Origin of the sequence: Bacillus sp. ATD, assembly GCF_050585765.1 — a bacterium.
GTDB lineage: Bacteria > Bacillota > Bacilli > Bacillales > Bacillaceae > Bacillus > Bacillus stercoris.
On sequence record NZ_JBOBQH010000002.1, the window covers coordinates 323,118 to 337,244 of the forward strand.

The following is a 14,127-nucleotide window of genomic DNA, read 5'->3' on the forward strand; positions in this document are numbered from 1 at the left end:
CATTTCTGTATAATAGACAGGGAATCATCTTATTTTTCAAGCTAGAAGCGTTTTTATACATAGGAGGGGCGGAAATCGATGAATTGGCAGACGAAGGACGAATTGCGGGCACTTTTAACTTCTCTTGTGCAATACGAAAGCATCACCGGTTCGAAGGGCGAGGCAGCACTTGCGGAATATCTTTATTTTATTTTGAAAGACAAGCCTTATTTTCAAAAACATCCAGATGATGTAACTCTTCATACGATGGACGATGGCAGATCTTTTCTTACGGCTCTAGTCAAAAAGAAGAAGGTCAAAAAGACAGTGCTTCTGTTGAGTCATTTTGATGTCGTTGACATAGAGGATTACGGAGAATTTAAACATATGGCTTGCAAGCCTGCTGAGCTTTTGAGTTCCTTTTTAGAGAAAAAAGAGCTGCTTCCTGAACGTGTGAGAAGAGATGCTGAAAGCGGAGACTGGCTGTTTGGCAGAGGGACGATGGATATGAAAGCGGGGCTTTGTGTTCAGTTGTCGATGCTGGAGCGGGCAATGAACGGCCATTTTGAGGGCAATCTGCTGTTGATAACAGTTCCGGACGAGGAAGTAAATTCAAGAGGCATGATTGAGGCGGTTCCTGTATTGAAGGAAATGGAGAAAAAGCATGATATCACATTAACCGCTTGCCTGAATGCTGAACCGATGTTTGAAAAATTCCCCGGCGACCAGCAGCAATATTTTTATACAGGAAGCATTGGCAAGGTGCTTGCGGGATTTTTCTGCAAGGGAATTGAGACACATGTCGGAGAGCCGTTTTCAGGCCTAAACGCGAATTTAATGGTATCTGAGATTAACCGTTTGCTTGAACTGAATGCTGATTATTGTGAAAAGGTTGATGGTGAGGTCACTCCGCCGCCGGTAAACTTAATGCAAAAGGACTTGAAAGAGGCATATTCAGTTCAGACACCGCATACAGCTGTCACATTATTTAATGTGCTGTCAATGAAACGCTCGGCTAGTGAGCTGCATCAGATGCTGCTGAAAACCGCAAAACAGGCGGCGGCGGAAATCATGTCGAACGTTCGGAAGAAAACACAGGACTTTCAACAATTTGAGCCTTTTCAGCCGATTGAACGGGCCGTCACTGTTTTGACATTTGATGAGCTGGTCGCGCGTGCAAAAAAACGTGCTGGAATTTCGGAAACAGACAGAGCTCTTAATTATGCCTTTGCTAACAGGGGGGAGCTTGGAGACAGGGATTTTTCGACCAAAATTGTTTCTGAGATTGCTTCGCTTTGTAAGGAGGATGCCCCGCTTATTGTTCTTTTTTATAGTCCGCCGTTTTATCCGGCCGTTTCGTCAAAGGACGATCAATTGATTAGGCATACAGCTGATCAGCTTATGCAGTATGCGGCTAACAGATACGGCATTGCGTTGCGGGAGGTTCAGTACTTTCCCGGACTATCGGACTTGAGCTATCTTCAGCTGGAAAAGCAGGAGGTTGACGCATACACAAGCAATATGCCGCTCTTTAATAGAGGATATTCATTGCCAAGCGGCAAAGAACAGGCTTTGTATGTCCCCGTTTTAAATGTCGGTCCGGCTGGCAAAGACCCGCACAAATGGACGGAAAGATTGTATATGCCTTATTCCTTTGAAGTGCTTCCCGATTTGCTTTCATTTACGATCTCCGCGCTATTAAAGCAATCGGAAACAGCCGGCCAGCGGTTGTAGAAAAAGAAAGACAGGAGGCCCTATCCTTCTGTCTAATGCCTATCTAAAGCCGCTCCGGCAAACTGTTCTTTGATTTCTGCGCTCCGTTTAGCGGTCTCTTCAATACAGTGAATAATCGCCTCTTCAAAGCGGGAGTCCTGTAAAGCACGAAGGCCTGCCTCTGTAGTGCCCCCAGGACTGGTGATTTCCTTGCGCAGCTGTGCAGGCTGTTTGCCGCTTTGAAGGAGCATATCAGTTGCCCCCGCCATTGTCTGCAAAATGAGTGCTTTTGCCGTTTCTTTATCTAATCCTACTCTTTGCGCCGCTTTTTCCATCGCCTCAATATAACGATACACGTAAGCCGGGCCGCTACCTGCGATTGCAGTAACGGCGTCAAGATGACGCTCCTCAACCAGTGTGGCATCGCCGATTGTTTCCAATAGAGCCTTTGCAGCAGCAATATCGTCCTGGCTTGCTTCTGCGCTTACGGAAAATCCGGTTGCTGATTTTCTGATTGCCGCCGATGTATTCGGCATGACTCGAATGACCGCGAGCTTTCTGCCGAAATAATGCTGAATGGTTTCGATGGTAAGGCCTGCAAGTACTGAAATGACCAGCTGGTCATTGAGATACGGCCGGATGCTGTCGATGCTTTCCGCCGCGTCTTTCGGTTTGAAAGCGAGGATGATGATATCGGTGTGAGTGAAAAACTCATTTTTATCTCTGCATGGACGCACGCCATACGCTTCCTTTAATTCAATCAGACGCTCGTCATTTGAGCGGTTTGTAATATAGATATGTTCTGATTTTGTGATGCCGCTTTGCAAAATACCGTTGATCATTGCTTCAGCCATTGACCCGGCGCCGACAAATCCTATTTTTTTCATTGATATCCTCCTTCTATCAGAACAACAAAAAACCTTTTCATCACGTAAAGGACGAAAAGGTTCGCGGTACCACCCTCATTAGCACAAATTGTGCTCAGCTCAAATCCCATAACGCGGGAAACGTTTAGGTTTTCCTAACCGCGACTTGAGGGCAGGTTCTACAAACAAGCGGGCCGCAATACCTTTCAGCCAGGGGTATCGCTCTCTTAGGCCATTGCCTTGTATACTATTCCTCGTCATAGCGTTCCAATGTTCTCGTTTTAGTTTGTTGTTCATTATGCAATGGCGGACAAGCTAATGTCAATAGCTTTTTCAAAAAGGTCTGTTCTCATTCAGCAATAATGACATCAGACCGAGAAAAAGCTAAAATATGAATAATGAATGAAGACAAGGAGCGAAAGGATGACAACTGAAGATGTAATTGCGATCCGCATCCCGACGCCGTTTGCTGTCGGCGATGTTATCGTTTACCTCGTAAAAGGTGATGCGCTGACACTTATCGATGCCGGGCCGAATACAAAAGAGGCTGCCAGCGCCTTACAAGAGCAGCTTGCTGCTGTAAATGTGAAAATGTCAGATATCGAGCAGGTTGTACTGACTCACCATCATGCTGACCATGCAGGCTTGCTTGATGTCTTTTCAGATGAAATCGAAGTGATTGGGCATGCCTTCAACGAACCTTATATCAGCCGAAATCAAGCCTTTATGGATTGGCAAAAACGTTTTTTTCAAAAGCTGCTGCCTGAATTAGGCGTTCCATTTGATACGGGGAAGGCGGAAAAGCTGATTCGGTCAGCGTATGCATTTTCCTGTACGAGATCTCTGACAAAAACAATCAGTGAAGGTATGGGCATTGACGGGCTTGAGGGCTGGTCTGTGTTGGAGATGCCTGGACATGCTGAATCGCATATCGTTCTTTTCCATGAAAAAAGCGGAAGGATGCTTGGCGGAGATCTACTGCTGGCCAACAGCTCGTCTAATCCGATTATAGAAGCGCCGAAAGCGGGAGACGTCAGGTCAAAGCCTTTAGTGGATTATCAGCAGTCTTTGCGCAGGCTGTCTCAACTTGAGCCAACAATCGTATTTCCTGGTCACGGCGAGCCTATCACCAGTGTCCAAGCGCTGATTGAGAAGCGTTTTGACAAGCAGAGGAACAGGACGGAGGATGTGCGTCGCATGCTGGCTGAAAAGCCGATGACCGCTTTTCAGGTCTGTCAGCAGCTTTTTCCTGCTGTATATGAAAAGGAATTGTTTTTAACAATGTCAGAAACGGCAGGGCATCTTGATGTGTTGGAGGCTGAAGAAGCCATCACGTCATATTGGGAAGGAAACATCGCATACTTTAGAACAATGAAGAGGTGAAATGGGTGAAACATATAGCGGGAAAAAGGATTTGGATAACCGGTGCTTCAGGAGGGCTTGGAGAAAGAATCGCATACTTATGCGCGGCTGAAGGAGCCCATGTCCTGCTGTCGGCTAGACGTGAGGATCGTTTGATAGAAATCAAAAGGAAAATAACAGAGGAATGGAGCGGACAGTGTGAGATCTTTCCTCTGGATGTCGGCCGCCTAGAGGATATCGCCCGGGTCCGTGATCAGATCGGCTCGGTTGATGTTCTGATCAACAATGCGGGCTTCGGTATATTTGAAACGGTTTTAGACTCGACATTGGAAGACATGAAAGCAATGTTTGATGTAAATGTCTTCGGCCTGGTCGCCTGTACAAAAGCGGTGCTCCCGCAAATGCTTGAGCAAAAAAAGGGCCATATCATCAATATCGCCTCTCAAGCGGGGAAAATCGCAACACCGAAGTCGAGCCTGTATTCCGCGACAAAACATGCCGTGCTAGGATACTCAAATGCTTTGCGGATGGAGCTGTCGGGAACCGGCATTTATGTGACAACAGTCAATCCGGGACCGATTCAGACGGACTTTTTTTCCATTGCTGATAAAGGCGGGGACTACGTCAAAAATGTCGGCCGCTGGATGCTTGATCCTGATGACGTGGCAGCTCAAATTACAGCTGCAATTTTCACGAACAAACGGGAGATCAATCTTCCGCGTTTAATGAATGCCGGCACTAAGCTGTATCAGCTGTTTCCAGCTCTCGTTGAAAAGCTGGCAGGACGCGTGCTCATGAAAAAATAATGATGGAACTGCCTGTGGTGGAATGATTGTTTCTCACGAGGCAGTTTTTGATAGTGGAAGGGAGAGATTGTTGAATGTCAATTCATTCAGATGTCCTTCATGTTCTGCTCAAAGATCCGTTTATTCAGAAACTGATTGATGCAGAGCCTGTATTCTGGGCAAATTCAGGCAAGAAAGAGAAGCGGCCATTACCCCATGCAGATGAGTGGGCAACCGAGATCGCGGAAGCGGAAAAAAGACTGCGGCGCTTTGCCCCTTATATTGCCGAGGTGTTTCCTGAGACGAAAGGCGCTAAAGGGATCATCGAGTCTCCGCTTTTTGAGATGCAGGATATGAAGGAAAAGCTGGAAGCGGCATATCAGCAGCCATTCCCGGGAAGATGGCTTTTAAAGTGCGACCACGAACTTCCGATTTCAGGGTCGATTAAAGCCCGGGGCGGGATTTATGAAGTATTAAAGCATGCAGAAGATCTGGCGCTTCAAGAAGGAATACTTCAGGAAACCGATGATTACCGCATCTTACGGGAAGACCGGTTTGCCGCGTTTTTCTCCCGCTATTCGATTGCTGTCGGTTCAACAGGAAACCTGGGTTTAAGCATTGGCATCATTGGCGCGGCACTCGGGTTTCGCGTGACAGTGCATATGTCGGCCGATGCTAAGCAGTGGAAAAAGGATCTCCTCCGCCAAAAGGGTGTCACTGTTATGGAGTGCGAAACAGATTACAGTGAAGCGGTGAACGAAGGGAGACGGCAGGCGGAACAAGATCCATTCTGTTATTTTATTGATGATGAACATTCTCGTCAGCTGTTCTTAGGATATGCTGTTGCTGCAAGCCGATTAAAAACACAGCTTGACAATATGAATATACAGCCAAGTCCCGAAACGCCCTTGTTTGTGTATCTGCCGTGCGGAGTCGGCGGAGGACCGGGTGGTGTAGCCTTTGGGCTGAAGCTTTTATACGGAGATCATGTTCACGTGTTTTTCGCAGAACCAACTCAGTCACCGTGTATGCTGTTAGGGCTTTATTCAGGACTTCACGAGCAGATCTCCGTCCAGGATATCGGTCTGGGTAATCGGACGGCTGCTGACGGACTTGCCGTAGGGAGGCCGTCAGGGTTTGTCGGCAAGCTGGTTGAACCGCTTCTGAGCGGCTGTTATACGGTAGAGGATAATATGCTTTATACTTTGCTTCATATGCTGGCTGTATCTGAAAATCAATATTTAGAGCCATCTGCTCTTGCCGGCATGCTCGGGCCGGTTCAGCTTTATTCGACAGAAGAGGGAAGGCGCTATAGTCAGAAATATAATATGGAGCATGCCGTACATATCGTCTGGGGAACGGGAGGAAGCATGGTTCCAAAAGAGGAAATGGCTGCGTATAACCGAATCGGTGCTGATTTGCTAAAAAACGAAATGAAAAAATAAGCAGACAGTGAAAAGGTTTTCCGTTACAATCTTTGTAAGGGTTTTAACCTACAGAGAGTCAGGTGTAAACAGTGAAAAATAAAGAGCTTAACTTACATACTTTATATACACAGCACAATCGAGAGTCTTGGTCTGGTTTTGGGGGACATTTGTCGATTGCTGTATCTGAAGAAGAGGCAAAAGCGGTGGAAGGGCTCAATGATTATCTATCTGTTGAAGAAGTGGAAACGATCTATATTCCGCTTGTTCGGCTGCTCCATTTGCATGTCAAGTCTGCTGCTGAACGCAATAAGCATGTCAATGTTTTTTTGAAGCACCCGCATTCAGCCAAAATCCCGTTTATTATCGGCATCGCCGGCAGTGTCGCAGTTGGAAAAAGCACGACGGCGCGGATTTTGCAGAAGCTGCTTTCGCGTTTGCCTGACCGTCCCAAAGTGAGCCTTATCACAACAGATGGTTTTTTATTTCCTACTGCCGAGCTTAAAAAGAAAAATATGATGTCAAGAAAAGGATTTCCTGAAAGCTATGATGTAAAGGCGCTGCTTGAATTTTTGAATGACTTAAAATCAGGAAAGGACAGCGTAAAGGCCCCGGTGTATTCCCATCTAACCTATGACCGCGAGGAAGGTGTGTTCGAGGTTGTAGAGCAGGCGGATATTGTGATTATTGAAGGCATTAATGTACTTCAGTCCCCCACCTTGGAGGATGACCGGGAAAACCCGCGTATTTTTGTTTCCGATTTCTTCGATTTTTCGATTTATGTGGATGCGGAGGAAAGCCGGATTTTCACTTGGTATTTGGAGCGTTTTCGTCTGCTTCGGGAAACTGCTTTTCAAAATCCTGATTCATATTTTCATAAATTTAAAGACTTGTCCGATCAGGAGGCTGACGAGATGGCAGCCTCGATTTGGGAGAGTGTTAACCGGCCGAATTTATATGAAAATATCCTGCCGACTAAATTCAGGTCAGATCTCATTTTGCGTAAGGGAGACGGGCATAAGGTCGAGGAAGTGCTGGTAAGGAGGGTATGAAATTGTGCATCATATTGAACTGTATGTCTCTGATTTGGAGGCGTCTAGGCGGTTTTGGGGCTGGTTCTTAAAAGAACTTGGCTATAAAGAGTATCAAAAATGGAGCTCAGGCATCAGCTGGAAGAAAGATCGTTTTTACCTAGTGATTGTGCAGGCGAAAGAGCCATTTCTAGAGCCGGAATACCATAGATGCCGAGTCGGTCTGAACCATCTCGCATTTCATGCTGAATCCAAGCTTCAAGTCGATCAGATGACTGAAAAATTGACGGCAAAAGGTTATCGTGTGTTGTACCGAGACAGGCATCCTTTTGCCGGAGGAGACGGGCATTATGCAGTCTATTGTGAGGATCCGGACCGGATTAAGGTAGAGCTCGTTGCCCCAAGCTGTTAATCGTGATCTTCGGACAGGCTGTTCAGCTTTTTCTCAATGCGATCCAGCTGCGCTTTTCGGTTTTTCGCATACTTGAAGCCTGTAACAGCCGCAAAGATGACAGCGGCAAATATAATAAATACAAACAGCTGAAACATCACATCACCTATATTCATGTTCTTCACCTCATGTTTGCGGGAGAGTTTCATTCTCTTCCGTTTTTTATTTAAAGCGGCTTTTCCAGACGGGAACCGTGTATTGTGGTCTCCATTTTCATTTGCCGATAGGCGAACGCTAAAAATGGCAGGCCGAGCAGAGTAATGCCGCTCAGGACAGAAAAAATATAAATCGGCCGGCCAGCGCTAAACAGGTCTATACATATCCCCCCGATCCAAGGGCCGATGACGTTTCCGAGCTGTGAAAAACCGATTGCCCCGAAATAAGTGCCTTTTAATCCTGGTTTTGCAATCTGGTCTACAAACAAATCCATCATAGAGAACAAAAGAACTTCGCCGATTGTAAAAGTGATGACAATCATCACAAGTGATGAAACACCGTGTGATACGGTGAAAATGGCCATGCTGATACTAACCATCACATTACCGAGCATCAGAGAGCAAAGCGGCGAAAAACGTTTTGCAAAATGGACAATGGGAAATTGCGTCGCCAACACTACGATTGCGTTTAATGTCAGCATCAGTCCGTACAGCTTCGTTCCATTGCCGATCAAGGGGTTCTGCGCCATATACTGAGGGAATGTGGAACTAAATTGTGAGTAGCCGAAGGTGCATAGCGTAATGCCAACCAAAGCAATTGTAAAAAGATAATCCTTTTGCGTGACCATAAACGCTTCCCTTACGCTCATATGTCGGGACTGGTCTGATGCTGATAAAGAAGGATGTTTTTTAAATTGGCTGGCAAGCACAAGTCCGTATAGTCCGTAAATGACTGCAGGCACCAAAAAGGGCGTGGTCGATTGCGATGAGCCGAAATACAGGCCTAGCACGGGTCCGAAGACAACGCCGATATTAATAGCTGCATAGCGTAAATTAAAAACAAGCAGTCTTGTTTTTTCTTCTGTCATATCAGACAGCAAAGCCTTTGAAGCGGGCTCAAACAGTGATTTGCAAAGGCCGTTTAATGCGTTGACTACAAAAAACACCCAGAGATGAGATGCTGCCGCAAACCCTATAAATACCAGCATCCATCCGAAAATGGACACAAGCATCATGTTTTTTCTGCCGAATGTATCGGAGATATATCCGCCGTAAAAGCTTGCGAGGATGCCGACTGAGGAGCTTGCGGCAATGACCAGCCCTGCATAGGAAGCTGATGCACCTTGGACGGCTGTCAAATAAATCGCTAAAAAAGGAATGCTCATCGATGTTGCCATTCTGCCAAAAATGGTTCCGATTATAATTGTCCAGCTGATCGGGTGGATATCTTTCCATTGCATCATGGATTATATTCTCTCCTGTATGTAAGATCTTTCTCTATCATATATGAAAAAATTCCCTTATCCAATAGATGATTCAAAATATTTCGTTATTGACACGTCGTATGTCTGTGGATTGTATGGATGGCAATACATTATGTGTTGACGGCGTACATGGCTACGTATTGAAATTGAAGGTGATGCCAGAAGGAAGATCACGATATATCCGATGAAAAGCAAAGCGATTGGTCAGGAGGGTGTCTGTTTGAAACAGTAAAGGAGTTTAAGCCGCCGGGATGCCGGAGCATATCGGCAGCAAAGCCGGATATGAGATCAAGAAGTACGCGGAAAACCGTCATGCCGCATGACAGAAGAGAGCGCATCTCTTCGGTTGAATTAAGGATGGTAATCGTGTATTCACGCGTGTTCGTGGACAGCGTATTCCGTTTTGCGCGAGCATTGAAGGGCTGTCGTATGGCTTTGAGACTGTTTCTTTGTTATCAGGCGGTGTTTTCAAAGGGAAGCCGCATCAGCGGCTGAAAGCACTGGCAGTCATACGTTTAAGAGAACAGGCCTTGGTTTGTGACATAGTCATAAATGATATCTTCTATATGCGCATGCAAATCCTCATCTGGTTCTTCATTCCGTCTCTCTTCTAGAGCTGCTTTCAGGCTTTGTTTTTCATACGGGCTTAACGGATCTATAGCAACGTTTCTGCCGTATTGACGCAGTGCCTGTCCCATCATTTTTTCAACAAATTTCTCCATTATGACTCTCCTATCCTTATGCTTCGCTTTTATTCTACTAAATGTTTTTCTTCTCTCAAACCCTTGGATCATATTTTCTGTCAGACAAGAATCATTTACCAGTATAAAACGAACATACTTTCGCATATAATAGAAAAACGAACATAAGTTCTTTTTAGAGGTGTGTATGATGAAAGAAAAAGTGATTTTTCTCGTTGACATGCAATCGTTTTATGCATCTGTAGAGAAAGCGGAAAATCCACATTTGAAAAATAAGCCCGTCATTGTTTCGGGGGATCCTGAAAAAAGGGGCGGAGTTGTACTGGCTGCCTGCCCGCTGGCGAAACAAAAGGGTGTGGTGAATGCTTCACGGCTGTGGGAGGCACAGGAAAAGTGTCCTGAGGCTGTTGTGCTCCGGCCGCGTATGCAGCGGTATATTGATGTATCACTGCAAATTACGGCTATTCTAGAGGAGTATACAGACCTTGTGGAGCCTTATTCCATCGATGAACAGTTCATGGACATTACAGGCAGCCAGAAGCTGTTTGGGACGCCGATGGAGATCGCGAAAAGCATTCAGGGCAGAATCATGCGGGAGATCGGCGTTTATGCGCGGGTTGGAATCGGCCCTAACAAAGCGCTGGCCAAAATTGCGTGTGACAATTTTGCCAAAAAGAATAAGAACGGTATTTTTACCTTAACGAAAGAAAATATAAAAACCGAAATGTGGCCGCTCCCGGTGGGCAGCATGTTTGGCGTCGGGAGCCGCATGAAGCATCATTTAAATCGAATGGGCATCAGCACGATCGGCGGGCTCGCGGCTTTTCCGCTCGATCTTTTAAAAAAGAAATGGGGCATTAACGGCCACGTGCTGTGGATGACGGCAAACGGAATTGACTATTCCCCTGTATCAACTTCATCTCTAGACGGGCAAAAGGCGATCGGCCATGGAATGACTCTCCCGAGAGACTACGAACACTTTGACAAAGAAATCAAGGTCGTATTGCTGGAGCTGAGTGAAGAAGTGTGCAGGCGAAGCCGAAACGCCGGTGTAATGGGGCAGACGGTGTCTGTGAGCTGCCGGGGTGCTGATTTTGATTGGCCGACGGGCTTCAATCGGCAAGTGAAGCTGGCGGAACCGACTAATTCTACGCAAGATGTATATGAGGCTGTATGCCGGCTGTTTCTTACATTTTGGGACGGGAAACCCGTCCGCCGCCTCGGTGTCAATCTGTCTCAGCTCTCATCTGATGACATATGGCAGCTCAATTTATTTCAGGATTATGCAAAGAAAATGAGCCTAGGCTATGTGATGGACGGCATTAAAAATCGATTCGGCGATACAGCAATCATCAGGGCGGCGTCATTGACAGCGGCAGGCCAGGCATTTGAACGTGCGGCTAAAATAGGGGGGCACTATAAATGAACGATCATTTAAAAAGGGGCAACCTGCTGTGGGAAGGAAGCAGGATGTTTCTGCCGGAACATAAGCAAAGCCTGCTGGAGAGAAAGCGGCATAAACAGAAGCTGCAAAAGCCGACCCTTGATCCCGATAAGCTGGAAGAGATGAATCAAACGCTTTGCACCGCGATGGAGTTTGCTCAGGATATCACTGTCAGCTGCTTTCAGGACGGTGAAATTGTCCGCTGCACCGGGAAAATCTGCCGGTATGAAGAGTTTGAAAAAGCAGTATGGATAAAAGGAGATGAGGACCAGCTTTATAAGCTGAAACTTGATCAAGTGCTTGATATTGTGCTGTAAAGTCTCTCCTCCTGCTTGGGGGAGAAATGTGTAAAATGATCAAATATTGTTCCCTCGGCAGTCTGGAAACGTATGATACAGGAAAGAAGGCATTTACAATTCCAGCCAGGCAAAATATAATTTTTATATTGTGAGAAAAAGAGCTAACATTCGTTTTGCCAGACGGAGGGAGATCAAATCGTAATGGATATTCGAACAATCACGTCTTCAGATTATGAAATGGTAACGTCTGTAATGAATGAATGGTGGGGCGGCAGACAGCTGAAAGAAAAATTGCCGAGACTATTTTTTGAGCATTTTCAGGACACAAGCTTTATTACATCTGAACATAACAGCATGACCGGATTTTTAATCGGATTTCAATCGCAATCGGATCCTGAAACGGCGTACATTCATTTTTCCGGTGTGCATCCGGATTTCAGAAAAATGCAAATTGGAAAACAATTATATGAGGTATTTATTGAAACAGTAAAACAAAGAGGATGCACCCGGGTGAAGTGCGTCACTTCACCAGTGAATAAAGTATCAATCGCATATCACACAAAATTGGGGTTTGATATTGAAAAGGGCACCAAGACGGTAAATGGCATCTCAGTGTTTGCAAACTATGATGGCCCTGGCCAAGACAGGGTACTGTTTGTCAAAAACATATGAGGGGGAAATATGATGGATTTTTTATCAAAAACACCTGAGCCTCCTTACTATGCCGTCATTTTTTCTTCTGTCAAAAGCGAAACTGACACAGGATATGGAGAAACGGCAGAGCGGATGGTATCGCTTGCGGAGGATCAGCCTGGATTTTTAGGCGTGGAAAGCGTTCGTGAAGCGGATGGAAGGGGCATCACAGTTTCCTATTGGGACAGTATGGACGCAATTACCCTTTGGAAGCATCACACTGAACATCAAGCGGCAAAAGAAAAAGGAAAAAGTGTTTGGTACGAGTCGTATGCAGTCCGCGTCGCAAAAGTCGAAAGACAGCGGCTGTTTCAGGAGAACACGAATGATTGAATTTCTTCAGCATAAGGAAGACACAATAGCGCGTGAGATTATAGCCGTACAGATCCCTTCTTACATAAAGGAAACAGAGATTATCGGTTTTGACGGCATTCCCGCTTTACAAGAGAAGGTGAAGGATATTCAAACATCTCATGAACGGTTTGCGGGATATCGGAAAAACGGCAAGCTGATCGGTGTCATTTCATATGAGAAAAACATGCATCATCTCACCATTTGCAGGCTTGTTGTGCATCCTGACGGTTTTAGAAAAGGAATTGGACGAGCACTTCTGCAATTTGTCATTGATCAAAATGAAGACACTGAGAAAATCGAAGTAGTCACAGCCGAGAAAAATATCCCGGCCGTGTCACTCTATACACAGGCGGGATTCCAAAAAGCAGAAACCGTCAAAGCAGCGCAGGGTCTATTGCTGTCGGTCTTTCATTTGTATCCGAAAAGAAAAGTTGAGGTCGTTCCCTACAACGAAAAATGGACGAAAGGTTTCGATGAAGAAAAAGAACGGCTGAAGCGGGTGTTCGGGCCGGAGATGATCGCCGTTCATCATATCGGAAGCACATCGATACCGAACATGGCAGCGAAGCCAATCATTGATATGTTAATTGAAGTCAGAAGCATTGAAGCCGTGAGCCAATTTGATGAACAAATGAAGGCTATCGGCTATATGCCAAAAGGTGAGAACGGCATAGCGGGCAGGCGTTATTTCCAAAAGGGCGGAAATAAACGAACCCATCATGTCCATCTGTACGAACAGGGAAACCCTGCTATTGAAAGGCATCTGTTATTCAGAGATTATCTCAGAGCTCATCCGAGCATAGCGAAAGAATACGCCGTTCTCAAAAAACGGCTGGCGGCCCAGCATTCCGATAGCATCAAACAATACATGCAAGGGAAAGATGAATGGATCAAGGCTGCAGAAGAAAATGCGAAGCGGTGGAAAAAAGGCAGAAACCATGCGAATGGCAGTGTTGTATGCTACAATAGCGAAAATGATGAAAACGGGGGTTTCACCTTATGAACATACATGTGACAGATGCAGCGAAACAGGCACTGCAGCAGGCGTTCGATGCCAACCCGGGAAAAAAAGCCCAGCTTCGTTATGATGCAGAAGGATGCGGCTGCGCGGTAAGCGGTGTACCGACAATCTGGCTGACAGAAGAATTAACGGGACAGTGCGAGCAGCTGGAAACGAACGGCATTCCGCTGTATATCCAATCGTCGCAAAAAGTGTTTTTTGACGATCAAATGACGATCGATTACAATGAAAAAGCCAAAACATTGGCGCTAAAAAGCCCGGCTGAAATGCTCAGCCCCAGAATGAGCATATTAGTAAAGTAGGAGACGCGAAACGTGGAACAAAAGCTGAAAGCAATGAAGAACACAGCACAAAATAAAACGTGGGTATCCTTCCTGAATCAAAACCATCCCTATACCTTGCTTCACTGGTCAATTGGAGGAGCAGAATCCGTCAAGAAAGATGTTTGGCTATTGCAGGATGAAATGACCTTCGAGACGCAGGAATTTACAACGATAGACCTTGCGATTGAATGGATCAGAGAACATATGGATGATATTACCGACGTTTTGTGAAATAAAAAAGCGAAAGAGCCGACGAGGCCT

The 14,127-nt window shown here is 45.8% G+C and carries 18 protein-coding genes; 14 read left to right on the forward strand and 4 right to left on the reverse strand.

Going from position 1 to position 14,127, the window contains the following annotated elements:
• Nucleotides 1-78: 78 nt before the first annotated feature.
• Complete coding sequence (locus ACQXR1_RS06190) at nt 79-1,713, forward strand: M20/M25/M40 family metallo-hydrolase (protein ID WP_418657170.1); 1,635 nt, start codon at nt 79-81, stop codon at nt 1,711-1,713.
• Between the two features lie 32 nt (nt 1,714-1,745).
• Here ACQXR1_RS06190 and proC read toward each other — a convergent pair whose 3' ends face one another.
• Nucleotides 1,746-2,579 (reverse strand): pyrroline-5-carboxylate reductase, encoded by an 834-nt coding sequence (gene proC, locus ACQXR1_RS06195; RefSeq protein WP_014664512.1) that lies wholly within the window; start codon nt 2,577-2,579, stop codon nt 1,746-1,748.
• Nucleotides 2,580-2,981: 402 nt separating this feature from the next.
• Here proC and ACQXR1_RS06200 point away from each other — a divergent pair, with 402 nt between their 5' ends.
• From ACQXR1_RS06200 to ACQXR1_RS06220, 5 genes are all read left to right on the forward strand, one after another.
• Nucleotides 2,982-3,941 carry an MBL fold metallo-hydrolase gene (locus ACQXR1_RS06200; protein WP_418657171.1) on the forward strand — a complete coding sequence of 320 codons (960 nt, stop codon included), beginning with the start codon at nt 2,982-2,984 and terminating at the stop codon, nt 3,939-3,941.
• A 5-nt stretch (nt 3,942-3,946) separates the two neighbouring features.
• A complete protein-coding gene (locus tag ACQXR1_RS06205; RefSeq protein ID WP_040082706.1) occupies nt 3,947-4,726 on the forward strand; it encodes an SDR family NAD(P)-dependent oxidoreductase in 780 nt (259 codons plus the stop codon).
• A 74-nt stretch (nt 4,727-4,800) separates the two neighbouring features.
• Nucleotides 4,801-6,150, forward strand: a complete 1,350-nt coding sequence (dsdA, locus tag ACQXR1_RS06210; RefSeq protein ID WP_430771867.1) for a D-serine ammonia-lyase — start codon at nt 4,801-4,803, stop codon at nt 6,148-6,150.
• A gap of 71 nt (nt 6,151-6,221) precedes the next feature.
• Complete coding sequence (gene coaA / locus ACQXR1_RS06215; RefSeq protein WP_003245966.1) at nt 6,222-7,181, forward strand: type I pantothenate kinase; 960 nt, start codon at nt 6,222-6,224, stop codon at nt 7,179-7,181.
• A 4-nt stretch (nt 7,182-7,185) separates the two neighbouring features.
• Nucleotides 7,186-7,572, forward strand: coding sequence for a VOC family protein (locus ACQXR1_RS06220; protein ID WP_080287617.1), 387 nt, complete (start codon nt 7,186-7,188; stop codon nt 7,570-7,572).
• Here ACQXR1_RS06220 and ACQXR1_RS06225 read toward each other — a convergent pair.
• Both ACQXR1_RS06225 and ACQXR1_RS06230 read right to left on the reverse strand, forming a co-directional pair.
• A complete protein-coding gene (locus ACQXR1_RS06225; protein ID WP_014477259.1) occupies nt 7,569-7,727 on the reverse strand; it encodes a hypothetical protein in 159 nt (52 codons plus the stop codon). The two genes, ACQXR1_RS06220 and ACQXR1_RS06225, sit on opposite strands and share 4 nt — an antisense overlap.
• Nucleotides 7,728-7,777: 50 nt before the next feature.
• Entirely contained in the window at nt 7,778-9,010 is a 1,233-nt protein-coding gene (locus ACQXR1_RS06230; protein ID WP_430771868.1) for an MDR family MFS transporter, read from the reverse strand.
• Between the two features lie 303 nt (nt 9,011-9,313).
• Between ACQXR1_RS06230 and ACQXR1_RS06235 the strand changes: the two genes are divergently transcribed.
• The gene (locus tag ACQXR1_RS06235) at nt 9,314-9,526 is read left to right on the forward strand and encodes a hypothetical protein (RefSeq protein ID WP_418657174.1); all 213 of its coding nucleotides are present in this window, start codon (nt 9,314-9,316) and stop codon (nt 9,524-9,526) included.
• Nucleotides 9,527-9,546: 20 nt separating this feature from the next.
• Here the strand turns inward: ACQXR1_RS06235 and ACQXR1_RS06240 are convergent, their stop codons facing one another.
• Nucleotides 9,547-9,753: a YqzH family protein gene (locus ACQXR1_RS06240; RefSeq protein ID WP_003226541.1), complete on the reverse strand. Its 207-nt coding sequence runs from the start codon at nt 9,751-9,753 to the stop codon at nt 9,547-9,549.
• A 166-nt stretch (nt 9,754-9,919) separates the two neighbouring features.
• Between ACQXR1_RS06240 and ACQXR1_RS06245 the strand changes: the two genes are divergently transcribed.
• From ACQXR1_RS06245 to ACQXR1_RS06275, 7 genes are all read left to right on the forward strand, one after another.
• A complete protein-coding gene (locus ACQXR1_RS06245; protein ID WP_080478242.1) occupies nt 9,920-11,158 on the forward strand; it encodes a DNA polymerase IV in 1,239 nt (412 codons plus the stop codon).
• Nucleotides 11,155-11,493 (forward strand): YolD-like family protein, encoded by a 339-nt coding sequence (locus ACQXR1_RS06250; RefSeq protein ID WP_014664503.1) that lies wholly within the window; start codon nt 11,155-11,157, stop codon nt 11,491-11,493. Before ACQXR1_RS06245 ends, ACQXR1_RS06250 begins: the two co-directional genes overlap by 4 nt.
• A 183-nt stretch (nt 11,494-11,676) precedes the next feature.
• Entirely contained in the window at nt 11,677-12,147 is a 471-nt protein-coding gene (locus ACQXR1_RS06255; protein WP_418657175.1) for a GNAT family N-acetyltransferase, read from the forward strand.
• A gap of 9 nt (nt 12,148-12,156) precedes the next feature.
• The gene (locus ACQXR1_RS06260) at nt 12,157-12,501 is read left to right on the forward strand and encodes an antibiotic biosynthesis monooxygenase family protein (RefSeq protein WP_227098754.1); all 345 of its coding nucleotides are present in this window, start codon (nt 12,157-12,159) and stop codon (nt 12,499-12,501) included.
• On the forward strand, nt 12,494-13,525 hold the full coding sequence (locus ACQXR1_RS06265; protein ID WP_418657176.1) for a GNAT family N-acetyltransferase: 1,032 nt from the start codon (nt 12,494-12,496) through the stop codon (nt 13,523-13,525). The genes ACQXR1_RS06260 and ACQXR1_RS06265 overlap by 8 nt, the downstream gene beginning before the upstream one ends.
• Complete coding sequence (locus tag ACQXR1_RS06270) at nt 13,522-13,845, forward strand: iron-sulfur cluster biosynthesis family protein (RefSeq protein WP_014664499.1); 324 nt, start codon at nt 13,522-13,524, stop codon at nt 13,843-13,845. The genes ACQXR1_RS06265 and ACQXR1_RS06270 overlap by 4 nt, the downstream gene beginning before the upstream one ends.
• Before the next feature lie 12 nt (nt 13,846-13,857).
• The gene (locus tag ACQXR1_RS06275; RefSeq protein ID WP_014664498.1) at nt 13,858-14,097 is read left to right on the forward strand and encodes a YqkC family protein; all 240 of its coding nucleotides are present in this window, start codon (nt 13,858-13,860) and stop codon (nt 14,095-14,097) included.
• The last annotated feature ends 30 nt before the right edge of the window (nt 14,098-14,127 follow it).

Bases quoted from the DNA above. Each gene is read 5' to 3' on its own strand.
- ACQXR1_RS06190 (WP_418657170.1), top strand. From the start codon at position 79: ATGAATTGGCAGACGAAGGACGAATTGCGGGCACTTTTAACTTCTCTT.
- proC (WP_014664512.1), bottom strand. From the start codon at position 2,579: ATGAAAAAAATAGGATTTGTCGGCGCCGGGTCAATGGCTGAAGCAATG.
- ACQXR1_RS06200 (WP_418657171.1), top strand. From the start codon at position 2,982: ATGACAACTGAAGATGTAATTGCGATCCGCATCCCGACGCCGTTTGCT.
- dsdA (WP_430771867.1), top strand. From the start codon at position 4,801: ATGTCAATTCATTCAGATGTCCTTCATGTTCTGCTCAAAGATCCGTTT.
- ACQXR1_RS06225 (WP_014477259.1), bottom strand. From the start codon at position 7,727: ATGAATATAGGTGATGTGATGTTTCAGCTGTTTGTATTTATTATATTT.
- ACQXR1_RS06230 (WP_430771868.1), bottom strand. From the start codon at position 9,010: ATGATGCAATGGAAAGATATCCACCCGATCAGCTGGACAATTATAATC.
- ACQXR1_RS06235 (WP_418657174.1), top strand. From the start codon at position 9,314: ATGAGATCAAGAAGTACGCGGAAAACCGTCATGCCGCATGACAGAAGA.
- ACQXR1_RS06240 (WP_003226541.1), bottom strand. From the start codon at position 9,753: ATGGAGAAATTTGTTGAAAAAATGATGGGACAGGCACTGCGTCAATAC.
- ACQXR1_RS06245 (WP_080478242.1), top strand. From the start codon at position 9,920: ATGATGAAAGAAAAAGTGATTTTTCTCGTTGACATGCAATCGTTTTAT.
- ACQXR1_RS06250 (WP_014664503.1), top strand. From the start codon at position 11,155: ATGAACGATCATTTAAAAAGGGGCAACCTGCTGTGGGAAGGAAGCAGG.
- ACQXR1_RS06255 (WP_418657175.1), top strand. From the start codon at position 11,677: ATGGATATTCGAACAATCACGTCTTCAGATTATGAAATGGTAACGTCT.
- ACQXR1_RS06260 (WP_227098754.1), top strand. From the start codon at position 12,157: ATGATGGATTTTTTATCAAAAACACCTGAGCCTCCTTACTATGCCGTC.
- ACQXR1_RS06265 (WP_418657176.1), top strand. From the start codon at position 12,494: ATGATTGAATTTCTTCAGCATAAGGAAGACACAATAGCGCGTGAGATT.
- ACQXR1_RS06270 (WP_014664499.1), top strand. From the start codon at position 13,522: ATGAACATACATGTGACAGATGCAGCGAAACAGGCACTGCAGCAGGCG.